Source organism: Dankookia rubra, from assembly GCF_004355005.1.
Classification (GTDB): Bacteria; Pseudomonadota; Alphaproteobacteria; order Acetobacterales; family Acetobacteraceae; genus Paracraurococcus; species Paracraurococcus ruber_A.
The window spans coordinates 1-21,216 of sequence record NZ_SMSJ01000035.1 but is presented as its reverse complement, the minus strand read 5'-3'; the positions used below and the strand labels follow the sequence as shown (position 1 = coordinate 21,216).

Sequence of the window (21,216 nt, the reverse complement as noted above, 5' to 3'; positions counted from 1 at the left end):
AGGAGCGTCTCGGCCTCGGCAAGCGCGTCCCTCCCCGCAGGCTCAGAACCGGGCGACGGCGCCCAGCAGGACGCGGTTGGCGGTGCCATGGCCGATGCCGCCGCTGCCCGCCGTCGTGGCGCCGCCGAACAGGTCGCGCCGGGTGAACAGGTATTCGAGCCCGATGTCCAGCCAGCCGGTCGTGGCGGTCCCGGCGCCCTGCTCGGCGAAGGGGCTCCAGATCAGGTTGGCGAAGGCCTGCTGGACCTCGCGGTTCAGGGTGAGTGCGGTGGCCGAGCCGGGGGTGAATTCCGCGGCATAGCCGGGGTAGTCCTGCCGCGCGTAGGAATAGGCGAAGTTGCTGCGCAGCTGGGTCAGCCAGAAATGCCGCCAGGCCGCGGTGACGCCCCAGGAGGGCAGCGGGTCCAGCCGCAGCCCCAGCCCGGCGGAGGCGAGGCCGAGGTTGGAGACGGCATCCTGCCCGCCGGTATTGCCGAAGAAGTAGCGGCCGATGCCCTCGCCGTAATAGGCCATGCCGATCAGCTCATCCGCGCCGAAGCGGGCGCCGAGGATGTTCAGCGGCATCCGCGCATGGCCCGCCAGGCCCCAGCCCGTGGCGCTGCGGCTGCCGCCCGTCGCGGCGGTGCCGGCGGTCTCGATCCTCAGGTCGCGCAGCAGGGCGCGCAGGCCGAGCTCCCAGCCGGCATCCCGCCAGGTCAGCCGGCCATGCAGGTCGGGCAGCGCGTTGAAGGCCGGGCTGGCGCCGTTGTTCAGCGAGCTGCCCGGGTTGAAGGTGCCGGCGGCGGAGACGTAGTTGGTCTCCGGCGCCTCGAGCGAGACCTGCCCGGTCAGGCCGGGCGCCAGCCGGCCGGTCAGGCGGATCTGCGCCTGGCGGATGAAGGACTGGTTGAGGTTGGTGGCGTCGATGATGGTCTCGAACAGGCCCTCGTTCCACAGGCTGTTGGCCTGGCCGACCAGCACGCGGAAGGCCGGCGTGCCGAGCTCGCCCCAGGCCTGGCGCAGGCGGAAGACGGCGTTGGAGGAGGTGGGGGAGCCGCCGCCGAAATCGCCCTCGAGCCGGGTCTCGAGCGTGCCCCAGCCGGTCAGCGTGCGGGTATCCACGCCGAAGCGGCTGAAGCGCGCGGTCATGCCGTAGTCGCCGCCCTGCTGGTCGGCCGGGCTGCCGCGCAGCGGGATGGAAGCCGGGGACGGCGCGTCGGTCTGGTTGCGGCCGTTGAAGTCCGACCATGTGGTCAGCTTGGCGAAGCCGTAGAGCCGCACCTGGGTGTCCGTGCCCGGCACGCGCAGCGCGATGCCCGGCAGGTCGGCCCGCAGCGCTTCCTCCGAGACGTAGGGCCGGCCCATCGGGTCGGGCGGGTCGAGACCCTGGACCGGCGCGGTGATGCTGGCCGCGGTGCTGGCGGATTGCCGGGCCTGCTGGGCATCCTCGCGCGCGGCGCGGGCTTCCGCCGCCGCGGCGGTCGCTTGGGCCTGGGCCTGGCGCGCGGCGTCCTGCGCCGCGCGCAGCTCCGGCGGCGGCGCCGACCGCGGAGCGGGCGCGGTGGCGACCGCGGGCGGGCGTTTCGCGGCGCGCGCCTCCAGCTGGTCCAGCCGGCGCTGCATCGCCTCGAGCTGCTTCCGCAACTCGGCGATGGTCGCCGCCTCGCTGCCGGCCGGCTGCGCAAGGCCGGCCGCCGGCGCGGACAGGATGCCGAGCACCAGGGCCAGCGCGACGTGTCCGCGACGCGCCCGCATCGCCCGATCCTACCGAGAGGAGGCGCGGCCGGCCTGGACGCCCTGGTTGAAGGCGCGCTCGTTGCTCTGCTGGTGGCGGTCCCAGGCGAAGCCGCCGGCGCCGCCGACGCCCGCGCCGATGGCGGCGCCGAGCCCGGCATTGCCGGCCATGGCGCCGATCAGCGCGCCGCCCGCGGCGCCGCCCAGGGCGCCGGTGCCGGTGCGCTGCGCCGTTGGGCTGAGATCGGCGCAGGCGGAAAGGGCGAGAGCTGCGGCCAGCAGGCCGGCGGGCGCCAGGCGACGGGTCATGGTCGATCCTCCCGGGTCAGCGGTGGGGCTTGCGCGCGGCGGTCTTCGCCGCGGCCGCCGGCGGACAGGGATAGGTTTCCGAGGCCCAGCGGAGCAGGCCGTCGAGCGCCTTTTCCTCGGCGCGCTGCGGGTTGGCGCGCGCCCAGGCGACGAAGGAGACCTGCACCGCTTCCAGGGTCGGGGAGGGGCTGGGCAGACAAAAGATGGCTGGGCGGCCGGTGATCATCTCCTGGTGGTACTGGCCGGCGCCGGTGATGAAGCCGCGGCAATAGCCGACCGCGGTGGCGCCCGTGATGTCCGTGCCGCTGGCCGCGCAGGCTTCCGCCAGGGTGCTGGTGGTGACCGCGCCGGCAGGCCCTGTCGGGGCCTGGGCGCTTGCCGGTGCCTGGCCGAGGGCGAGCGTCGTCATGCCGGCGGCGATCTGAGTGGCGAACCGCATCGAGGCCTCCCGTCCTGGTTCGTGTCGCCGCAGGTCCGCCTGCCGCAGCGGGGCAGGGCGGGACTGTGCGGCGAGGCGGCACGCTAACCCGCATGCCTTTTCGGCAGCAACATGCATCTCGCTTCGACACGGTTGCCTGGCGTCGGGGTCAAATAGCGATTGTGTGATCCAGGCGAGCAATCGTCGTTCGGCACCGAATTATGTGCGTTGATGATGCGGACGAGGCTGGCGTGGTGGTCGCGGCCACAGGAAGGCACCTCTCCTGCGCTCTGTCGATCGCGGTGGACCGACCGGGGCGGCGCTGGGCCTGCAGCATGGACGCCTGCATCACCGAACGGCGGCGACACCCGGCGACAGGCGCGCGGCGGCCTGTGGCTGGCGGCGGGACCATCGGGTCTGCCGTCGCGCTGCGTTGCCGCGACCCCAACCGGCCAACCGAAGCTTCGGCCGGGACGAACGAAGGATCAGGGCATGCGGCGAAGACCGCACCCGGGACAACCAGGACGGGAGGAAACATGGCCAAGCTCGACGATGTCCTGATGAGGATCGACGGCGACATCGACGCGGCGCTGGAGCGGCTCTTTGCCGTGCTGCGCATCCGCTCCATCTCGACCGATCCCGCCTATGCCGCCGAGTGCCAGGCGAATGCCGAATGGCACGCGGCCGATCTCCGCAGCATCGGCTTCACCGCCGAGGCGCGGCCGACACCGGGCCACCCCATCGTCGTCGCGCACGACCGCGGCGCATCCGGCCGTTCGGCGCTGTTCTACGGCCACTACGACGTCCAGCCGGTGGACCCGCTGGAGCTTTGGGACAACGACCCCTTCGACCCGAAGATCGAGGCGCTCGAAGACGGCACGAAGGTCATCCGCGGCCGCGGCGCGGCCGACGACAAGGGCCAGCTCATGGCCTTCGTCGAGGCCTGCCGCGCCTGGAAGGCGGTCACCGGCCGCCTGCCGATCCCCGTCACCATCATGCTCGAGGGCGAGGAGGAGAGCGGCGGCGCCAACCTGCCCGGCTTCCTCGCGGCGAATGCCGCGGAGCTGCGCGCCGATATCGGCCTGATCTGCGACACCAACATGTGGGACCCGGCGACGCCGGCCATCGTCACCATGCTGCGCGGGCTGTGCGGGGAGGAGGTGACCATCCACGCCGCCGACCGCGACCTGCATTCCGGCTTCTACGGCTCCGCCGCCGCCAATCCGAACCGCATCCTCGCGCGGATCCTGGCCGACCTGCACGACGCCGATGGCCGCGTCACGCTCCCCGGTTTCTACGACGGCGTGCCGGACCTGCCGAACTCGCTGGCGGCGCAGTGGGACACGCTCGGCTTCAGCGCCGAGGCCTTCCTCGGCGCGATCGGCCTGTCGGTTCCGGCGGGGGAGAGGGGGCGCAGCGCGCTCGAGATGGTCTGGTCGCGGCCGACCTGCGAGATCAACGGCATGGGCGGCGGCTACCAGGGCGAAGGCTTCAAGACCGTCATCCCCGCCGTCGCCTCGGCCAAGGTGTCCTTCCGCCTGGTCTTCGACCAGGACCCGCACAAGGTCCGCGCCGCCTTCCGCAAGCATGTCCAGGACCGGCTGCCGGCCGATTGCCGCGCCGAGTTCATCGAGCACGGCTCGGGCCAGGCGATCCGCTTCCCCGACGACGACCCGGCCTTCGCCCTGGCGCGGCAGGCGCTGAGCGACGAATGGGGCAAGCCGGCGGTCTTCATCGGCGGCGGCGGGTCCATTCCCGTCACCTCGCAGCTCAAGCAGTCGCTCGGGATGGACGTGGTGCTGGCCGGCTTCGGCCTCGACGACGACCGCATCCACAGCCCGAACGAGAAGTACAACCTGGCGAGCTTCCACAAGGGCATCCGCTCCTGGGCGCGCATCCTCGACGCATTGTCGCGCTGAGCCGGAGCAGACGCCTATGGACACGGTGATCGCGGCCCCGAAGACGGGCATGCAGAAGCTGCTGGATGCGGTGGAGCGCGTGGGCAACCGCGTGCCGCATCCGGTGATGATCTTCGTCTACCTGATCGGCATCGTGGTGGTGCTGTCGGCGATCCTCGCGCTGTTCGGCGTGCAGGTCAGCTACATGGCCTACAACCCGGCGACGCACGAGATCGAGCCGGCGACCACCGCCGCCCGCAGCCTGCTGACCATCGACGGCATCCGCTTCATGTTCGCCGGCGTGGTGCGCAACTTCATGGGCTTCAACGCGGTCGGCGTCATCATCGTCGCCATGGTGGGCGTCGGCGTCGCCGAGGAATCCGGCCTGGTCAAGGCGCTGATCCGCAAGCTGGTCATGGTGGCGCCGCCGAAGGCGCTGACCTTCATCCTGGTCCTGGTCGGCATCCTTTCCTCGATCGCCGCGGATGCCGGCTACCTCGTGCTGATCCCGCTGGCCGCCGCCGCCTTCCTCAGCGTCGGCCGGCACCCGCTGGCCGGGCTCGCCGCCGCCTTCGCCGCGGTCGCCGCCGCCTTCCTGGTCAATGTCCTGATCGTGCCGGTCGACGGCATCCTGACCGAGATCACCAACGACGCCATCCGCCTGGTGAACCCGAACCGCACCATCGACCTTGCCGCCAACCTCTGGTTCTCCATCGGCTCGGTCGTGCTGCTGACCGTGCTCATCACCGTGATCACCGAGAAGGTCATCGAGCCGCGGCTCGGCGCCTATGCCGGCGACTACCACGTCCCCGGCGAGAACACCTTGTCGGACGACGAATACCGCGGCCTGCGCTTCGCGCTGCGCGGGCTGATCGCGGTCGCCGTCCTGATCGGCCTGCTGCTGCTGCCGCCCGGCGCGCCGCTGCGCAACCCGGACACCGGGGCGATGATCAGCGACTCGCCCTTCATGAACAGCCTGATCGTCTCCATCGCGCTGGTCTTCATGGCCTGCGGCATCGCCTATGGCCGCGGCGCCGGCACCCTGAAGACGACGGGGGAGGCGATCGGCGCCATGCAGAAGGCGATCGGCTCGCTCGGCGGGCTGATCCTGCTGCTGCTGGTCATCAGCCAGTTCATCGCCTTCTTCAACTACACCAACATGGCGACGCTGGCCGCGGTCTCGCTCGCGGGCGTGCTGCAGCAGGCCAACCTCGATGCGCTCTGGCTGCTGGTCGGCTTTGTCGTCGTGGTCTTCGTCCTGGACCTGCTGATCACCGCGGCGATCGCCAAATGGGCCATCTTCGCGCCGGTCTTCGTCCCGCTGCTGATGCAGCTCGGCGTCGAGCCGGAAGCCGTGCTGGCCGCCTACCGCGTCGGCGATTCGCCGATCAATGCCATCACGCCGCTGAACGCCTATTTCGCCATGATCGTCACCTTCGCCATCCGCTACCAGAAGGATGCCGGCGTCGGCACGGTGATCGCGCTGATGCTGCCCTATGTGCTGGTGCTGTCGGTGGTCTGGACCGCCTTCCTCGCCGGCTGGTACCTGCTCGGCCTGCCCTGGGGCCTCGGGTGAACGCCGCCCCGCGCCCGGGGGCAGCCGCATGAGCGAGGTCGCCGTCATCGGCCTCATCATCGCGGTCGCGGTGGTCCTGTTCGTCTGGAACAGGCTGCCGGTCGTCATCGTCGCCATGGGCGTCGGCCTGTCGCTCTACGCGACCGGCCTGTTGAGCCTGAACGGCGCGCTGGCAGGGTACGGCGACCCGGCGGTGCTGTTCATCGCCAGCCTCTTCGTGATCAGCGCCTCGCTCGACCGCACCGGCGTCACCGCCTGGGCCGGGCGCATGCTGATCGCCGGCGCCGGGGAGGAAAGCCGCACCCGGCTGCTGGTGCTGATCGCCCTGCTGGTCGCGCTGCTGACCGCGCTGATCAGCGTCAACGGCGCGGTCGCCGCGCTGCTGCCGGTCGTCGTCGTCATGGCGGTGCGGCTGCGCCGCGCCCCCTCGCAGCTGCTGATGCCGCTGGTCTTCTCGGCGCATGCCGGCTCGCTGCTCGCGCTCACCGGCACGCCGGTGAACGTGCTGGTGGCGGAGGCGGCCTATGATGCCGGGCTCGGCGGCTTCGGCTTCTTCGAGTTCACCATCATCGGCGTCCCGCTGCTGCTCGGCACCATCGCCATCATCGTGCTGTTCGGCCAGAAGCTGCTGCCGGAACGCGGCGGCCCGGCCATGCCGGCGGATTTCAGCCGCCATGCCCGCACCCTGGTGGAGCAGTACGGCCTGGCCAGCAACATCTTCCGGCTGCGGCTGCGCGGCACCTCGCCGCTGGTCGGCCAGCCCGCGTCGTCACTCGACCTGGCCCGCTTCGGTGACCTTCGCCTGGTCGCGGCGCAGCAGGCCTCGGGCGCCCGGCTGGGCCGGCCCGCCCTGGCCGAGGGCGACTTCCTCGTCGTCTCCGGCGCGGCGGATGCGGCCGCCGCCTTCGCCGCCGACCAGCATCTCGGCTTCCGCGAGGAGGACACCGCGGCGGAGGTGGAGGAGACCCTGTTCAACCGCAGTTCCGGCCTCGCCGAGGTGATGATCCCGCCGCGCTCGGCGATGATCGGGGAGACGGTCTTCCCCGGCATGGTGACCGAGAGCGGCGACCTCGTGGTGATCGCGGTGCAGCGCCAGGGCGAGGACCTGGACGACCCGCGCACCGCGCTGCGGGCCGGCGACACCCTGCTGCTGCAGGGCACCTGGAAGGCGCTCGACCTGCGGCTGAACGACCCGCAGGTTCTCGTGGTGAACGCGCCGGACGTGGTGCGCCGGCAGGCCGTGCCGCTCGGGATGGGCGCCCGGCAGGCGATCGCCGTGCTGCTCGGCATGGTGGTCCTGCTGGCGACCGGCCTGATGCCGCCGGCGGTCGCCGGGCTGCTCGGCGCCACCCTGCTGGTGCTGACGGGGGTGATGAGCGTCGAGCAGTCCTACCGGGCGATCGACTGGACGACGGTGATCCTGGTCGCCGCGCTGATGCCGCTCTCGGCCGCCATGGAGCAGACCGGCGCGGCGCGGCTGCTGGCGGAAGGGTTGGTGGCGGTGGTCGGCGATGCCGGGCCCTATGCCCTGCTGGCCGGGCTCTTCGTGCTGACCGGCGTGCTCGGGCAGCTGATCAGCAACACGGCGACCGCCCTGATCATCATCCCGATCAGCGTCGCCGCGGCAGAGAGCATCGGCGTCTCGCCGCGGCCGGTGCTGATGTGCGTCGCGGTCGCCGCCGCCGCGTCCTTCCTGACGCCGATCGCCACGCCGACCAACCTGATGGTCATGCGCCCCGGCGGCTATGCCTTCGGCGACTACTGGAAGCTGGGCCTGCCGCTGATGATCTGGTTCTTCGCGGTGGCGGTGTTCCTGGTGCCGCTGGTCTGGCGCTTCTGATCCCGCGGCCTGCGGCGACGATGCGTGACGCGGTGCTATCCGGCGGGCGCCGGCGCCGCGAGCCCGGCGCCGATGCCGGCGAGGAGCTCCAGGTGGCGCTCGTGATCCCCGGCGAACCGCAGCGTGAAGTGGCTCACCCCCGCCGCGGCATAGGCGGCCAGCCAGTCGCGCGCGCCGGCCAGCGGCCCCGCGAAGCAGGCCTGGCGCTTGCGGATGGTGTCCGGCCGCTGGCCGTAGTAGCCCGCCATGAAGCGGTCCAGCCGGGCATTCGCCCGCGCCGCGTCCTCGTCCACCGCCAGGGTCAGGTAGGCGGCGCCGGTGATGGCGCCCGGGTCCCGCCCGGCCGTCCTGGCGGCCGCCTGCATGGCGCGCCAGGTCTCGGCGTACTGCGCCGGGGAGGGTCCATTCGGGAACCAGCCGTCGAAATGCCGGCCGACGCGCTCGATGGTCGGCTCGGCGCTGCCGGCGACCCAGATCGGCGGCCCGCCCGGGCGGTGCGGCGTCGGACCCAGCGTGCCGGCCCTCACCCGCCAGCGGCCGTCCCAGTCCACCGGCTGGCCTGACCAGAGGGCGCGGCACAGCCGCAGCCCCTCCAGCATCCGGCCCAGGCGCCTGTCCCAGGGCACGCCGGCGGCTTCGAATTCGTCGCGGATGTTCGGCACGTCGGAGGCGATGCCGACCCCGAGGATCAGCCTCCCCTCCGCCAGCCGGTCGAGCGTGGCCCATTGATGCGCCAGCAGCACCGGGTTCCGCAGCGCCGGCAGCAGCACGGCGGTGCCGAGCTCCACGCGCCGCGTCCGCGCGGCGACGGCGGCCAGCAGCGTCATCGGATCGTGCCGCGGGCGGGCGAGTAGGCTGTCGCCGACCCAGATGGAATCGTAGCCCAGCGCCTCCGCACGCTCGGCCAGGGCCAGCAGGGGGCCGGTGTCGTGCCGGCCTTCCATGACGCGCTCGCGCGTCGGGAGCAGGTATCCGATGCGTGGCGCCGCCATCTCCGCGTCTCCTCCTCGGCCGTCGCGCCCAGCCTAGTGCAGATCGCCGGAGGGCGGACCCACCCGCAGGCGTGAATCCGCTTCGAAAGCCATGAGCCGCAGCGACGTGCCGAACCGTATGTTCGGCACGTCGCTGTCGGCCATGGCCGGGCGCGCGAACCGGCCGCGGGCCGGCGGGGCGCCCGCGGCAGGCAGGTGGTGAGGCCGGCGCCGCCTCAGCCGATCGGCGCGTGCTCGGCCAGCGGCAACGGCGTGAAGCCCTGGGCGCCGCTGCCCGCGGCCCCGGGGTTGATGTCGGCCAGGCGGTGCGTTCCCGCCTCCGTGCCGTCGGTGATCCAGGGCTCGCGCCCGGTGCTGCCGTCATCCGCCGCGAAGGCGGCTAGCCCCCGGCCGAGCGCGCCGATCGAGGAGGGCGAGCTGCTGCCCGTGCCGGGCACGAGGTCGGCGACGACATGCGTCCCGGCCGGCGTGCCGTCGCTCACCCAGAGCTCCTGCCCTTGCTCCGGGTCGAAGGCGCTGAACAGCGCCCTTCCGTCGCCGAGCGGGATGATGTCGCCCGGGAAGCTGTTGCCGAGGGCGGGGATGCCCGGGCCCCCGGCGCGGACCGGGCCGGGGTAGATATCCCGCAGCAGCATGGTGCCCGCCGTGGTGCCGTCGGACACCCAGGGCTCCTCGCCGTGCACGCCGTCGTTGGCCGAGAACAGCACCCGCCCGCCGCCGATCGGGATCAGGTAGAGCAGCTGGCTGCCATTGGCACCCGGCCGGATGTCGGCCACCAGCTGCGTGCCGGCCTCGGTCGCGTCGGTGATCCACAGCTCGCGGCCATGCAGGGAGTCGTCGGCGGTGAACAGCGCCCGGCCGTCGCCGAGTGCCGTGAAGCCCGCCGCGAAGCTGCCGTCGCCGCCGGGGTTGAGGTCGGCGAGGAGATGCGTGCCGGCGGCGGTGCCGTCGGTGATCCAGGGCTCGATGCCGTGGATGCCGTCATCGGCCCGGAACACCGCCCGGCCGTCGCCGAGCGCGGTCAGGTAGCCCAGGTCGGCATTGAAGGGGCTTGCGGCGAAGCTGCGGACGACCTCGCTGGACGGCGCGTCCGGCGTGGCGACCCGCAGCTCCGACGCGAAGGTGAACACTATCCGGCCGTCGCCGAGCGGGGCGAAGTCGCCGGCACCGAAGAAGCGGCTGCCGGATTCGAATTGCGGCGCTTCCCGCGTGCCCTCGGCGCTGCCGTCGGTGATCCAGTAGCGGGTGCCGATCTCGGCCCAACCGGTCCCCTCGGCCCCGCCGGTCGTGCCGAACAGCACGCGCCCGTCGCCGAGCGGGGTGAACAGGAGCGGAAAGGAACTCTCGGGGCCGGGCGCCAGGTCGGCCAGCAGCTGGGTGCCCCGGCTGGTGCCGTCGGTGACCCATGGCTCGTCGCCATGCGTGGCATCATTGGCCTCGAAGACGAACCGCCCGCCGGAGGCCGGCACGAAGGCGGTGGCCCCATAAAGGAAGGCATTGCCGGTGGAGTAGTGGCCGCTGGCATCCGGGCCCGGCCTGATGTCCCGCAGCAGGTGCGTCCCGGCCGCCGTCCCGTCGCTCACCCAGGGCTCGGCGCCGTGGCTGCCGTCATCGGCGGCGAAGACGAAGGATGGCGGCGATGCCCCGCCTGGCGCGTGGCAGCCCGGCGAAGCTCCGGGCCCGTGGCCATGACCGGAGCCATGGCCGTGGTCATGTGCATGGGCGTGTTCGTGGGCGGTGATCGCGTTCCGTTCCCTTGGGTCGGTCATGGCGTGCCCTCCCGCAACGCGGCACCCGGCACCCGCCAGTGCCGCAGGACAGCCTATGCCCCCGGCCGATCCGGCCCGCAGCGCGGCCTGCGGCCGTCACGCCGATCTGACCCCTCGAGCCGGCCGCCCAGGGCAGTGCCGCCGGTCAGCCCGGATCGGCCGCCGCCGCCCTGGCCCGGCGGCGCGGCCTGGCCAGGATCTCCGCCAGGGTCACCGGGCGGAAGTCCCAGGCATCCACGCCGACATCCACCTGCCGGGGCAGCGGCGCCAGCCGGCCATGGCTGTGGCCATGCAGGTTCAGCCAGCCCCGGCCCATGTTGCGCCAGGTGCGGAAGGCATAGTGGCAGAGCACGAGGCCGCGGCCCTCCAGCATCAGTTCGGCATAGGGCGCCACGCTGGCCCAGCCGGCGAGGCCGGTCGTCGCCGGGCCGTCGTTGTTGCCGGTGACGAGGTGCTTGCGGCCGTGCAGCCCCTCGAGCAGCGCCGCCATCGACGCGGGACCGGGCCCGATGGCGACGTCGCCGAGGTGCCAGACCTCGTCCGCCGGGCCGACCGCCGCGTTCCAGCGCGCCTGCATCGCCGCGTCCATGGCGGCGACGGAGGCGAAGGGGCGGCGGTAGAGCGCGCGGGCGCCGGCATGGCCGAAATGCGTGTCGGCGGTGAAGAAGACCGTCATGCCCCTGCCCTCCCCGCGATCGGTGGTCCCCGGCTTCCCCGGCCGCAGGGCCCTTCCCGCGGCATCACCCGGCCGCCTGTCACGAGGGCGCCGGCTGGCCGGACCGCCGCGGCATCGCATCCGGCGAGCGGCGGATCTCCGCGGCGGCCTGCCGCCAGGCGGCCAGGCGCTCCGGGCCCGCCGGATGGCTGTCGAGCAGGCCGGCGGTCTCCTGCGGCCCGCCGCGGGTCAGCCTGACCCAGACCAGGCCCGCCCGGTCGAGGTCGTAGCCTGCCCGGGCGACGAGATGGGCGCCGAGGTAGTCCGCCTCCCGCTCCTCGTCCTTCGAGAAGGCGAGCTGCGCCCCCTGCGACCCCGCCAGGGCGGCGCCCTCGCCCAGCGCCCAGCCGGCCAGCCCGCCGAAGGGCAGCACCGCCCCGAGCAGCGTGCCGGCCACGGTGCCGGCCGCCAGGCCGCGGGCCCGCCGCCGGCCAAGATGGTTGGCGAGGTGGTGGCCAAGCTCGTGTCCCAGCACCGCCGCGACCTCGTCCTCGCTGTCGAGCAGCCGCAGCATGCCGAGGGTGATCGTCACCCCTCCCCCGCCGGTCATCGCCGCGCGCGGCGTGGCGGCGGGATCGAGCGAGACCTGCAGGATGCAGCCCTGGCCGCCATCGGCGGTGCAGAGCGGCTGCGCCGCCCGGGTCAGGCGCCCGGCGACGCCGGCCAGCATCGCCTCCGGCGCCTCCGCCATGCCGGCGGCGGTCGGGGTGGCCAGGATCGCCGCGCGGGCCGCGGCGAGCCCGGCCGGATCCGCCGCGGGCGGGACGAAGCGCGGGCCGCAGCCGGCCAGCGACGGCAGGGCGAGCAGCACCAGGGCCGCCGCGCCGCCGGGTCGGCTATCCCGCCGCATCCCCCCGCCGCGGCAGCAGGTCGGCCAGGATGCGGGGGATCTCCGCCAGCAGCTCGCGGGCGAGATAGCCGATCGGCCCCTGCCTGCGGGCGAGCCGCGCGCCCGCCTCGGCATGCAGGAACACCCCCCAGAGCGTCGCCTCGGTGGGCTCAGCACCGCGGGCGAGCAGCCCGGCGATGATGCCGGCCAGGGTGTCGCCAGAGCCGGAGGTGGCCAGGCCGACATTGCCGCGGTCGCAGGACCAGGCCCGCCCGCCTGGATCCGCGATAAAGGTGCAGCCGCCCTTCATCGCCACCACGGCCTGCAGTTCCGTGGCCGCCCGCCGCGCGGCCGCCAGCGGGTCGGCCAGCACCGCGTCCCGCCCGATGCCCAGCAGGGCTGCCATCTCGCCCGCATGCGGGGTCAGCACCACGCGGCCCGCGTGCCCGTCCAGTGCCGCCCGGCAGCCCGCGAGTTCCTGCAGCACGGCCGCGTCCAGCACGAAGCACGCGCCGGCCGTCGACCCGAGCAGGCGCGCGGTGAGCAGCGACACCGCCGCGCCGTCCAGCATGCCGGGCCCGAGCAGGACGACGTCGACCCGGCCGCAGCGTTCGGCCAGCAGGCCGGCCGCCGCCGCGGAGATGCCGCCCTGCGGCGTTTCCTCGAGGCCGCTGACCCGGGCTTCCGGCACCGCAACGGCCAGCGCCGGCGCGACGCTGCGGCAGGTGGCGATCTGCAGCTTGCCGGCGCCCGCGCGCAGGGCCGCCAGCCCGGCCAGCAGCGCCCCGCCGGGCGTCTCGGTGCTGCCGCCGATGACCAGGATGCGGCCGCGCGCATCCTTGTCCTCGCCCTCCTCGTGCCGCGGCAGGGGCATGGCGCGGAGCAGCGCCTCGGTGACCGGGACGACGGGGCCGCTCATCGCGCACCGATCGGTGCGTCGGGTTCCGCCGTCACCTGCGTGCCCTGTTCCTGCAGCGGGACGACGAAATTGTAGGTCTGCAGCACCATGCCGGCGGCCTGGCCCGGATCTTGGGCGTATTCGGTGACGGCGCAATTGGCCACGTCGCCCTCGGCGTCGATCCGCAGGATCTCGTCCTCGGTCATGCGCTCGAGCAGGTAGCGGAGGCATAGCACCACGACCTGGTGCGCCACGATCAGCACGCGGGCGCCGCCGTGATGCAGCGAGATGGTATCCAGCGCGCTGCGCAGGCGAAGGATGACGTCGCACCAGCTCTCGCCGCCGGGCGGACGGTGGTAGAACTTGCCGAGGATGCGGCGGAACTCCGCCTGGTCGGGATGGTGCTGCTCGATGCCGTAGCGGGTCAGCCGGTCGAGGACGCCGAATTCCTTCTCGCGCAGCCGCTCGTCCTGGAGGAAGCCGGCTGGGTCGACGCGCAGGCCGCCCGCGCCGTGGATCAGCACCGCCGTCTGCACCGCGCGCCGGTAGGGCGAGGTGAGCACCACCTCCGGCTGCGCGTCCCTCGGCAGGCCGGCGAACCAGCGGCCGAGGGCGCGCGACTGCTGCTCCCCCAACCCGCTCAGCGGCACGTCGACGTCGCGTCCGCCGGTGTCGATATGCGTCAGGCGCGCGGCATGGGCAGTGTCGCGCGCGACATTGCCGCTGCTCTCGCCGTGGCGGACGACCCAGAGCCGGCTCGGCCATCGCTGCGTCATGGCCCGTGGATCCCTCTTCCGTTCGGGTGGCCAACGCGCGGCGGGGCGCGGTGTTCGCCTGGCGCCGCGATGCCGGATGCGGCAATGCGGCGGCCCGCGCCGGTCCCACGTTCCGCCGGATCGTCGCCCATGCCGGAAGGAACATCTGGTCCCGCCTGCTGTTGAGGTCCGGTCACGCGAGGCGGCCGCCGTCCGGGTCGGGAGGGCGTCCGGCCTCGCCACAGCAGCAGGGATATGGGGATGAGCGACGTCAGCACGGCCGGTGCCACCGCCGGGCAGCTCCGGCAGGAGGCCGCCGGCGCGGTCGAGGATATCAGGGCCGAGGGCGCCGGGGTGGCCGAGGCCGCGAAGGACCAGGCCCTCGGCTTCGCCGAGGAGCAGGCGCGGCGCGGCGCCGACCAGGCCGAGGGGATCGCCCGCGCCGTGCACGGCGCGGCGGACCAGTTGCAGGAAACGTCGCCGCAGATCGCCCGCTACGTCCAGGAAGCCGCCTCGGCGATGGACGGGCTGGCGCGCGGCCTGCGCGACAGCAGCCCGGGCCAGCTGATGGGCCAGATGGAAGGCCTCGCCCGCCGCCAGCCGGTCGCCTTCTTCGGCGCCGCGGTGCTGGCGGGCTTCGCCCTGGCGCGCTTCGCCAAGAGCTCGGCCGAGCAGGCGCGGCAGCCGGGCGCGCAGGCGGCGCACGGGCCGGTGGGCAGGCCGGGCGGCCGGCCCGCGGATGCGGCCATCGGCGGCGGCCGCGCGGTGCCGCATTCCACCGCCATGGGCGCGCCGGGCTGGGTCCAGGGCGGGCCGGACGACACGCCGCGGCCGGCCACCGTCGCCGCGGCCTCGCTGGGCGGCGCCGCCGCCCGCAGCACAGCCCAGGCCGGGCAGACCAGCCCGGTCAAGGATGCCGGTTGAGGAGGGAGCTGCCATGCCATCCGACATGAACCGAGCGCCGGAGCGTGACCGCAGCGTCGCCGACCTGTTCGGCAACGCCATCGGCCAGATCTCGACCCTGTTCCGCAAGGAGGTGCAGCTCGCGCGCGCCGAGCTGGGCGAGAAGCTCGGCGACGCCGCCGGCGCCGTCACGCCGCTGGCCGCCGGCGGCGGGCTGCTGCTCGGCGCCCTGATCGTGCTGCTCTTCGCCCTGGTCTCGCTGCTGGTGAGCTTCGGCATCGCCACCGGCTGGGCGGAGCTGATCGTCGGCCTGGTCGCGGCGATCGCCGGCTATGCGCTGATCCGCGGCGGCCTGTCGCAACTCAAGACATCCAACCTCGTGCCGAGCCGCACGACCACGCAGCTGTCGCGCGACGCGCAGGTGGCGAAGGAGCAGATCCAATGAGCAGCAGCACGACCGACCCCGGCAGCCGCTCCGCCGCGGAGATCGAGCGCGAGGTGGAGCAGACCCGCGCCGGCCTCACCAGCACCCTCGACGAGCTGCGCGAGCGTGCCTCGCCGGGCCAGCTCTTCGAGCAGGCGGTGGATTATGTCCGCAGCTCCGGCGGCAACGAGTTCGTCCGCAACCTCGGCACCTCGGTGCGGGACAACCCGCTGCCGCTGCTGCTGATCGGCGCCGGCATCGGCTGGTTGATGATGTCGGGCAGCGGCCGCCAGGGCGGGACCGCGCCGTCCATGGCCGCCTCGCCCGACCGCACGATCGGGGCCGGCAGCACCCGGGTGCGGGTCTATGGCGGGGATGCGGGATCCGGCGGCTCGATGGCCGGGCGCGCCTCGGAAGCCGTGGGCGCGGCGCGCGACAGCGTCGCGGGCGCCGCCGACCAGGCGATCGAGAAGGCCGGGCAGGCCTATCGAAGCGTCGGCGATGCGGTGGGCGCGGTGGCGGACAGCCTGCGCGGCGCGACCGCCTCGGTCACCGACCAGGTGGCGGGCAGCGGGCAGGCGGTGCAGGCCCGGGCCGGCGAGCTCGGCGACCAGGCCCGCCAGGGCGCCACCTGGCTGATGCGGGAGCAGCCGCTGGTGCTCGGCGCGATCGGCGTGGCGCTGGGTGCCGCGGTCGGCGCGCTGCTGCCGGGCACCGAGGCCGAGGACCGGCTGATGGGCGAGACCCGCGACGCCGTGGCGGACCGTGTCCAGGCCAGCGCCGAGCAGGGCTACGAGCGGCTGAAGGACACCGCGGGCGAGCATCTGGATCATGCCAAGGCTGCGGTCGGGCAGGCGGCGAGCGGCCAGGGCGGCGTCGGCGCGGCGCTGACCGATGCGGCGCGGGAGGTCCGGCAGGCGGCGAGCGATGCCGCGCATGACCTGGCCGGCGAGGCGCGCGGCGCCATCGAAGGCCAGCCGCGCCGCGACGAAGGGCCGGCCCCCGCGCCGGCGCCGGGCTCGCCGCGCGTCGGCCCCGTCTAGGCGATCACGGCAGGCGGCCGGAGCGGCCGCGCCATGCCTGCGCGCGGCCCCGGCAGGACCTGCCGGGGCCGCCGCACCGGCCATCCCGCAGGCGGCGAGAGGACACGAGCGTGACCGAAACCCTTCCGGATGTCCCGGGCGGCCCGCACCTGCGGACCATCGCGATGCCCCGCGATGCCAATGCGGGCGGCGACATCTTCGGCGGCTGGACGCTGTCGCAGATGGACCTGGCCGCCGGCGGGCTGGCGGCCGAACAGGCGCAGGGCCGCGTCGCCACCGTGGCGATCGAGGCGATGCGCTTCCTGCGGCCCATCTCGGTGGGCGACGAGGTGAGTTGCTACTGCTCCCTGGCAAAGACCGGCGAAACCTCGCTGGAGGTCAAGGTCGAGACCTGGGCCCGCGGGCGCGGCCACGGCAAGGCGCCGCAGAAGGTGACGGAGGGCGTCTTCACCTTTGTCGCCATCGACGCGGAGGGCCATCCGCGTCCCCTGGCCGCGGGCCGCCGGGACTGATCCACGCGCGGGTCGCGGCCCTCGCCGCGACCCGCCTGGCCTCCGCCGCCTTCCCGCGCGGCGCGGCGTGACCTACCGCAACAGGAATTGACCGAGCGCACGGCGTGCCGGCGCGTCGGGCGGTGCGGGCCCAGTCCGGTCCCCGCCTGACGCGGCCAGGCTTCCCGCCGGCACGCGGCGGATCCGCGCGCAACGGCTGCCGCGGCGGGTACGCGGCCGGATATTTTCCGAGGCATGTGACGGCTGGCACAGCGGCCGCGGCGGCCGCGCCGGACACTTCCCGCCACGCATCGCGGCCCGATCGCGCGCTGACCTCGCGTCAGCCACGGCCGGTCCCGCTGCGCCGGCGCCGGCGCGCCGATGTCCCGCCGGACCGGCGGCGCTGGCCGGGTCGCCCCCTTGCCGAGGAGATATCCATGCAGGCGCATCCCCGCACCTCCCCACCCCCCCGGCCGGCCCGGCGGCTGCATGCCGCCGGCCCGCTCGCCACGCTCGCTGCCACGTGCTTCGCCGCCGGCCCCGCGGCGGCGCACATCAAGTGGTTCGAACCCTATGATGTCTCGCAGGCGCCGGTGCCGATCACCGAGGTGATGTCGCGGCAGTACCTGCTGGTGCTCACCGGCTTCGCGCTGCTGGTCGCCGGCGGGTTCCTGCTCGACCGGCTGGTGGTCTCGGCGCGCTGGGCGACCTGCGCATTCGCGCCGCACGAATCCGTCGAGTCCTTCCTGCGCGCGGCCATCGGCGCCTTCTTCGTCGCCCTCTTCGCCATGGGTGGCATCATCCTGACGCCGGAGCTGCGGACCGAGGCCGAATGGCCCGCCTGGCTGCAGCTCGGCATCGCCGCAAGCCTGTTCTCGGCGCGCAGCTGCGTCCTCGGCGGGATCGGGATCCTGCTGCTCTATGGCTACGGCATCGCGCTCTACGGCGCCTTCCACCTGGCGGACTACCCGATCTTCCTCGGCATCGCCGCCTACCTGGTGCTGACCTCCTGCAGCGCCCCGCGGCTGCGCGCGCTCCGCATGCCGATCCTCTACGTCACGCTCTGCGTCAGCATGATGTGGGGGGCGATCGAGAAATGGGCCTATCCGCAATGGACCTATCCGCTGCTGGCGGAGCGGCCCTACCTCGCCTTCGGCCTGCCGCCGGAGGGGATGCTGGTGCTGGCCGGCTTCGTCGAGTTCGCCCTGGCCTTCTACATCCTGACCGGGCTCGGGCTGCTGCGGCTCGGGATCGGCATCCTCGGGCTCATCTTCGTCGCGGCGATCCTCGACTTCGGCAAGGTCGACGCCATCGGCCACCTGCCGCTGGTCGCGGCGCTCGCGGCGATGTTCCTGCACGGGCCGACCCCGCTGCACCATGCGCTGCACGACGCCGGGCGCGGCATGCTGGCGGAGGCACGCCTGTCGGGCACGCTGTTCCTCGGGGCGGTGGGGATGTTCTTCCTCGCCTATTACGGGCTGCAGCACACCGAGCCGCGGGACGGGTCGGCCGGGCACCGGGTGGCGAGCCTCGCCTCGCCGCAGCACATCCGCTGACGCGCGGGGCGCCGGCGCCATGCCCGGACCGTCTCTCGCGCGCCGGGCCGCAGGCCCGGGCGCGGCGCTCGCCGCGCTCGGCTGCGGTGCCGGGCTGGTCGTGGCCGGGCTCGGCCTGACGCGCTCCGCGCCGGCGCTGGATGCCGCGGCGGTGGCCCGCGGCGCGGCCACCTATGCCGCGCATTGCACGGAGTGCCACGGCGTGCCCGGCGGCCCGGCGCCGCCGCTCGATGCCGGCGGCCATGCCTGGCGGCACGCGGACGAGGAGCTCGCCGGCATCATCGCCCTCGGCATCGGCGGGCCGGGCCGCCAGGGGGTTGCGATGCCGGGCTTCGCCGGGCAGCTCGGGCCGGACGGGATCGCCGACCTCGTCGCCTACCTGAAGAGCACCTGGCCGGCGGAGCTCCGGCGCCGGCAGGCGGCGCTCGGCCCGGGCGGGGCGGCGGACCTGCGGGCCCTGCTGGCGGATCCGTCCGCGACCCTGCCCGGCACCTGCCTGGCGGCGCCGCCCTGACCCGCGGCGGGCCGGCGCGCGCTGCCGCCGGAACCCCGCGGCCGGGACAGGCTGCGCCGCCGGCTGCATCGGCCGTGCTGGGCTGGCGGGGGACGCGATGACGGAAGGGCGACGACGGACCGGGAGCCCGGCGGGCGGGCTGGAGCGGGCGAAGGGAATCGAACCCTCGTCACTTGGTTGGGAACCAAGAGCTCTACCATTGAGCTACGCCCGCGGCCGGCTGGGCGTTATAGGCGCTCCCGCCCGTCCTCGGCAAGGCGGCGGTTGACGCCCGCGCCCCCCCTCCCTAGCCTTCATGCGTGTCCCGTCTGGATCCGACCCGCACGATGATGCCTTCAACGAAAGCGCTCGGCGGCGCGACCGGGGCGTCCTTCGCGGGCCTCGACAGCCGCAGCGCGACCATCCTCCGCGAACTCGTCGAGGTTTATGTCCTGACCGGCGAGCCGGTCGGCTCCCGCACCCTTTCGCGCCGCCTGCCGCTCGGCCTCTCCCCCGCCTCGATCCGCAACGTCATGGCGGACCTCGAGGAAGCCGGCTTCCTTTATGCCCCGCATACCTCGGCCGGCCGGCTGCCGACCGATCGGGGCCTGCGCCTTTTCGTCGACGGCCTGCTGGAATTCGGCGACCTCGGCCCGGCCGAGCGGGAGGCGATCTCGGCCCGCTGCGCCGCCTCCGGCCGGTCGATGCAGGAAACCCTGGCCGAGGCCGGGCAGATGCTCTCGGGCCTCGCCGGCGCCGCCGGCCTAGTGGTCGCGCCGAAGAGCGAGGGGCGCATCCGCCACCTGGAATTCGTCGCCCTCGGCCCCGGCCGCGCCCTGGTCGTGCTGGTCATGGAGGACGGCCAGGTGGAGAACCGGGTGATCGAGGTCCCGGCCGGGCTGCCGCCCTCCTCCCTCGCCCAGGCCAGCAACTACCTCAATGCCCGGCTCGCCGGCAGCAGCCTCGACGATGCGCGGTCGCGGGTGAACGAGGAGATCACCGCCAACCGCACCGCGCTCGATGCGCTCACCAACCAGGTGGTCGAGGCAGGCCTTGCGACCTGGGCCGGCGGGGCGAGCGGCAGCCTGATCGTCCGCGGCCAGGCAAGGCTGCTGGAGAACCTCGACCAGCTCGCCCAGGTGCACGAGATCCAGGCGCTGTTCGAGCGGCTGGAGGCGCAGGAGACGGTGCTGAAGCTGCTCGAGCTCGCCCAGCGCGGCGAGGGCGTGCAGATCTTCATCGGCGCCGAGAGCGGGCTGTTCAACACCGCCGGCCTGTCGATGGTCGTGGCACCCTTCCGCAACGGGCAGGAACGCATCGTCGGCGCCATCGGCGTGATCGGGCCGATGCGGATCAACTACGGCCGGGTCATCCCGGTGGTGGACTACACCGCCCGGGTGATCGGCCGGCTGCTCGGCTGACCCGGCGCCGGCCTCAGCGCGCCGCCGCCAGTACCTCGGGCAGCACCCCTGGCGGGGCCTCGGGTGGCGCCCCTGGCGGGGCTTCGGGTGGCGCCCCTGGCGGGGCTTCGGGTGGCGCCCCTGGCGGGGCTTCGGGTGGCGCCCCTGGCGGGGCTTCGGGTGGCGCCCCTGGCGGGGCGACGCCGCCCGCCTCCCAACGCCGCGGCCGGCGCGGCGGGAAGGCCAGGTTGAAGCCGGCATCCTGCAGCGAGAAGTTCGGCGAATAGTAGGGGTCGGCATCCAGCGCCGGCCCCCAGCGCCCGCGCATGTAGGCGACCTCGCGGGCGAAGCGCTCGCGGTTCTGCGGCGCCCCGTCGAAGCCGCGCGAAACGGATTCGAGGTGGTAGAGCTCGGCATGGGGCGTCCAGACGATGGCGTGGCCGGCCGCGCGGATCCGCAGGCAGAGATCGACGTCGTTGAAGGCGACGGCGAGGTGTTCCGCATCCAGCCCGCCGACCGCCTCGAACACCGTCCGGCGCATCGCCAGGCAGGCCGCGGTGACCGCCGCGACGCGGCGGACCAGGCGCAGCGCGCCATGGTAGCCGGGATCCTCGCGCCCGGCGAAGGGGTGGTAGTGGCTGGCCACCCCGCCGACGCCGAGCACGACGCCGCCATGCTGCACCCGGCCATCGGCATAGAGCAGCCGCGCCCCCACTGCGCCGATCCCCGGCCGGAGGGCGTGGGCGACCATCTCGCCGAGCCAGCCCGGCTCGATCACCGCGACGTCGTTGTTGAGCAGCACCAGCACCTCGCCCCGCGCCGCGGCCACGGCGCGGTTGTTGAGCGCGGCGTAGTTGAAGGGCCCCGGCGCATCCAGCACCCGCACCCGCGGGTCCTGCCGCAGCCGGCCGAGCAGCGCATGAGTCGCCGGCTCGGTGCTGCCGTTGTCGATCACCAGCAGCTCGAGCGGCGCATAGGCGGTGTCCTGCAGCACGCCCTCGGCGCAGCGCGCGAGCAGGTCAGGGTGGTCGCGGGTCGGGACGATGACGCTGGCCAGCGGCGGCGGTCCGGGCAGCGGCCAGTGCACCCGCAGCGGCAGCGCCCCCGCGGCCGGCGGCGGGCAGGGCGCCACCCCGGCGGCGGCCTGGCCGGTCGCGCGCAGGAAATCGGCGACCGCCTGCCCGGCCTCCGCCG

Annotated in this window: 20 protein-coding genes and 1 tRNA gene; 10 read left to right on the top strand and 11 right to left on the bottom strand. The window is 74.0% G+C overall.

Features of this window, described 5'->3' with window-relative positions; all coding sequences use genetic code 11:
- Window positions 1–42: 42 nt before the first annotated feature.
- Genes E2C06_RS21235 through E2C06_RS21225 form a run of 3 tightly spaced genes read right to left on the bottom strand, consistent with a single transcriptional unit; the run spans window position 43 to window position 2,461 of the window.
- Entirely contained in the window at window positions 43–1,734 is a 1,692-nt protein-coding gene (locus E2C06_RS21235; protein ID WP_133290622.1) for a DcaP family trimeric outer membrane transporter, read from the bottom strand.
- Between the two features lie 9 nt (window positions 1,735–1,743).
- Entirely contained in the window at window positions 1,744–2,022 is a 279-nt protein-coding gene (locus E2C06_RS21230; protein ID WP_133290621.1) for a glycine zipper domain-containing protein, read from the bottom strand.
- 16 nt (window positions 2,023–2,038) lie between these two features.
- On the bottom strand, window positions 2,039–2,461 hold the full coding sequence (locus tag E2C06_RS21225) for a Rap1a/Tai family immunity protein (RefSeq protein WP_133290620.1): 423 nt from the start codon (window positions 2,459–2,461) through the stop codon (window positions 2,039–2,041).
- A 515-nt stretch (window positions 2,462–2,976) separates the two neighbouring features.
- Here E2C06_RS21225 and E2C06_RS21220 point away from each other — a divergent pair.
- The 3 genes from E2C06_RS21220 to E2C06_RS21210 are packed head-to-tail and all read left to right on the top strand — an operon-like array spanning window position 2,977 to window position 7,754.
- Window positions 2,977–4,359: a M20/M25/M40 family metallo-hydrolase gene (locus E2C06_RS21220; protein WP_133290619.1), complete on the top strand. Its 1,383-nt coding sequence runs from the start codon at window positions 2,977–2,979 to the stop codon at window positions 4,357–4,359.
- 16 nt (window positions 4,360–4,375) lie between these two features.
- Window positions 4,376–5,914, top strand: coding sequence for an AbgT family transporter (locus E2C06_RS21215; protein ID WP_133290618.1), 1,539 nt, complete (start codon window positions 4,376–4,378; stop codon window positions 5,912–5,914).
- Between the two features lie 28 nt (window positions 5,915–5,942).
- Complete coding sequence (locus tag E2C06_RS21210) at window positions 5,943–7,754, top strand: SLC13 family permease (RefSeq protein WP_133290617.1); 1,812 nt, start codon at window positions 5,943–5,945, stop codon at window positions 7,752–7,754.
- Between the two features lie 35 nt (window positions 7,755–7,789).
- On the opposite strand, the gene E2C06_RS21205 is transcribed toward E2C06_RS21210, so the two are convergent.
- From E2C06_RS21205 to E2C06_RS21180, 6 genes are all read right to left on the bottom strand, one after another.
- The gene (locus tag E2C06_RS21205; RefSeq protein ID WP_133290616.1) at window positions 7,790–8,746 is read right to left on the bottom strand and encodes an LLM class flavin-dependent oxidoreductase; all 957 of its coding nucleotides are present in this window, start codon (window positions 8,744–8,746) and stop codon (window positions 7,790–7,792) included.
- A 215-nt stretch (window positions 8,747–8,961) separates the two neighbouring features.
- Window positions 8,962–10,515: a hypothetical protein gene (locus E2C06_RS21200; protein ID WP_133290615.1), complete on the bottom strand. Its 1,554-nt coding sequence runs from the start codon at window positions 10,513–10,515 to the stop codon at window positions 8,962–8,964.
- 145 nt (window positions 10,516–10,660) lie between these two features.
- Complete coding sequence (locus E2C06_RS21195; RefSeq protein WP_133290614.1) at window positions 10,661–11,191, bottom strand: metallophosphoesterase; 531 nt, start codon at window positions 11,189–11,191, stop codon at window positions 10,661–10,663.
- A gap of 79 nt (window positions 11,192–11,270) precedes the next feature.
- Window positions 11,271–12,080, bottom strand: coding sequence for a M48 family metallopeptidase (locus E2C06_RS21190; protein ID WP_165982537.1), 810 nt, complete (start codon window positions 12,078–12,080; stop codon window positions 11,271–11,273).
- Window positions 12,067–12,978 (bottom strand): NAD(P)H-hydrate dehydratase, encoded by a 912-nt coding sequence (locus tag E2C06_RS21185; RefSeq protein ID WP_133290612.1) that lies wholly within the window; start codon window positions 12,976–12,978, stop codon window positions 12,067–12,069. The genes E2C06_RS21190 and E2C06_RS21185 overlap by 14 nt, the downstream gene beginning before the upstream one ends.
- Window positions 12,975–13,733 (bottom strand): histidine phosphatase family protein, encoded by a 759-nt coding sequence (locus tag E2C06_RS21180; RefSeq protein WP_133290611.1) that lies wholly within the window; start codon window positions 13,731–13,733, stop codon window positions 12,975–12,977. The genes E2C06_RS21185 and E2C06_RS21180 overlap by 4 nt, the downstream gene beginning before the upstream one ends.
- 240 nt (window positions 13,734–13,973) lie before the next feature.
- Here E2C06_RS21180 and E2C06_RS37755 point away from each other — a divergent pair, with 240 nt between their 5' ends.
- From E2C06_RS37755 to E2C06_RS21160, 6 genes are all read left to right on the top strand, one after another.
- Window positions 13,974–14,636, top strand: coding sequence for a hypothetical protein (locus E2C06_RS37755; RefSeq protein ID WP_165982536.1), 663 nt, complete (start codon window positions 13,974–13,976; stop codon window positions 14,634–14,636).
- A gap of 13 nt (window positions 14,637–14,649) precedes the next feature.
- The gene (locus tag E2C06_RS21175) at window positions 14,650–15,060 is read left to right on the top strand and encodes a phage holin family protein (protein ID WP_165982535.1); all 411 of its coding nucleotides are present in this window, start codon (window positions 14,650–14,652) and stop codon (window positions 15,058–15,060) included.
- Window positions 15,057–16,082: a DUF3618 domain-containing protein gene (locus E2C06_RS21170; RefSeq protein WP_133290609.1), complete on the top strand. Its 1,026-nt coding sequence runs from the start codon at window positions 15,057–15,059 to the stop codon at window positions 16,080–16,082. The genes E2C06_RS21175 and E2C06_RS21170 overlap by 4 nt, the downstream gene beginning before the upstream one ends.
- A 110-nt stretch (window positions 16,083–16,192) precedes the next feature.
- Window positions 16,193–16,594, top strand: coding sequence for an acyl-CoA thioesterase (locus E2C06_RS21165; RefSeq protein ID WP_456305187.1), 402 nt, complete (start codon window positions 16,193–16,195; stop codon window positions 16,592–16,594).
- 416 nt (window positions 16,595–17,010) lie between these two features.
- Window positions 17,011–18,129 carry a hypothetical protein gene (locus E2C06_RS37750; protein WP_165982534.1) on the top strand — a complete coding sequence of 373 codons (1,119 nt, stop codon included), beginning with the start codon at window positions 17,011–17,013 and terminating at the stop codon, window positions 18,127–18,129.
- Window positions 18,130–18,148: 19 nt separating this feature from the next.
- A complete protein-coding gene (locus E2C06_RS21160) occupies window positions 18,149–18,643 on the top strand; it encodes a c-type cytochrome (protein ID WP_165982533.1) in 495 nt (164 codons plus the stop codon).
- A gap of 140 nt (window positions 18,644–18,783) precedes the next feature.
- Here the strand turns inward: E2C06_RS21160 and E2C06_RS21155 are convergent.
- Window positions 18,784–18,857 (bottom strand) — tRNA-Gly (locus E2C06_RS21155).
- A 112-nt stretch (window positions 18,858–18,969) separates the two neighbouring features.
- On the opposite strand from E2C06_RS21155, the gene hrcA reads away from it, so the two are divergent.
- Window positions 18,970–20,043: a heat-inducible transcriptional repressor HrcA gene (hrcA, locus tag E2C06_RS21150; RefSeq protein WP_370451466.1), complete on the top strand. Its 1,074-nt coding sequence runs from the start codon at window positions 18,970–18,972 to the stop codon at window positions 20,041–20,043.
- A 13-nt stretch (window positions 20,044–20,056) separates the two neighbouring features.
- Here hrcA and E2C06_RS21145 read toward each other — a convergent pair.
- Window positions 20,057–21,216, bottom strand: a 1,160-nt coding sequence (locus E2C06_RS21145; RefSeq protein WP_133290607.1) for a glycosyltransferase family 2 protein, incomplete at its 5' end; no start/stop codon positions are given.

What these genes read in the sequence shown, in the direction of transcription:
- E2C06_RS21235 (WP_133290622.1), bottom strand. Translation starts at nt 1,734, where the DNA reads ATGCGGGCGCGTCGCGGACACGTCGCGCTGGCCCTGGTGCTCGGCATC.
- E2C06_RS21230 (WP_133290621.1), bottom strand. Translation starts at nt 2,022, where the DNA reads ATGACCCGTCGCCTGGCGCCCGCCGGCCTGCTGGCCGCAGCTCTCGCC.
- E2C06_RS21225 (WP_133290620.1), bottom strand. Translation starts at nt 2,461, where the DNA reads ATGCGGTTCGCCACTCAGATCGCCGCCGGCATGACGACGCTCGCCCTC.
- E2C06_RS21220 (WP_133290619.1), top strand. Translation starts at nt 2,977, where the DNA reads ATGGCCAAGCTCGACGATGTCCTGATGAGGATCGACGGCGACATCGAC.
- E2C06_RS21215 (WP_133290618.1), top strand. Translation starts at nt 4,376, where the DNA reads ATGGACACGGTGATCGCGGCCCCGAAGACGGGCATGCAGAAGCTGCTG.
- E2C06_RS21210 (WP_133290617.1), top strand. Translation starts at nt 5,943, where the DNA reads ATGAGCGAGGTCGCCGTCATCGGCCTCATCATCGCGGTCGCGGTGGTC.
- E2C06_RS21205 (WP_133290616.1), bottom strand. Translation starts at nt 8,746, where the DNA reads ATGGCGGCGCCACGCATCGGATACCTGCTCCCGACGCGCGAGCGCGTC.
- E2C06_RS21200 (WP_133290615.1), bottom strand. Translation starts at nt 10,515, where the DNA reads ATGACCGACCCAAGGGAACGGAACGCGATCACCGCCCACGAACACGCC.
- E2C06_RS21195 (WP_133290614.1), bottom strand. Translation starts at nt 11,191, where the DNA reads ATGACGGTCTTCTTCACCGCCGACACGCATTTCGGCCATGCCGGCGCC.
- E2C06_RS21190 (WP_165982537.1), bottom strand. Translation starts at nt 12,080, where the DNA reads ATGCGGCGGGATAGCCGACCCGGCGGCGCGGCGGCCCTGGTGCTGCTC.
- E2C06_RS21185 (WP_133290612.1), bottom strand. Translation starts at nt 12,978, where the DNA reads ATGAGCGGCCCCGTCGTCCCGGTCACCGAGGCGCTGCTCCGCGCCATG.
- E2C06_RS21180 (WP_133290611.1), bottom strand. Translation starts at nt 13,733, where the DNA reads ATGACGCAGCGATGGCCGAGCCGGCTCTGGGTCGTCCGCCACGGCGAG.
- E2C06_RS37755 (WP_165982536.1), top strand. Translation starts at nt 13,974, where the DNA reads ATGAGCGACGTCAGCACGGCCGGTGCCACCGCCGGGCAGCTCCGGCAG.
- E2C06_RS21175 (WP_165982535.1), top strand. Translation starts at nt 14,650, where the DNA reads ATGCCATCCGACATGAACCGAGCGCCGGAGCGTGACCGCAGCGTCGCC.
- E2C06_RS21170 (WP_133290609.1), top strand. Translation starts at nt 15,057, where the DNA reads ATGAGCAGCAGCACGACCGACCCCGGCAGCCGCTCCGCCGCGGAGATC.
- E2C06_RS37750 (WP_165982534.1), top strand. Translation starts at nt 17,011, where the DNA reads ATGCAGGCGCATCCCCGCACCTCCCCACCCCCCCGGCCGGCCCGGCGG.
- E2C06_RS21160 (WP_165982533.1), top strand. Translation starts at nt 18,149, where the DNA reads ATGCCCGGACCGTCTCTCGCGCGCCGGGCCGCAGGCCCGGGCGCGGCG.
- hrcA (WP_370451466.1), top strand. Translation starts at nt 18,970, where the DNA reads ATGATGCCTTCAACGAAAGCGCTCGGCGGCGCGACCGGGGCGTCCTTC.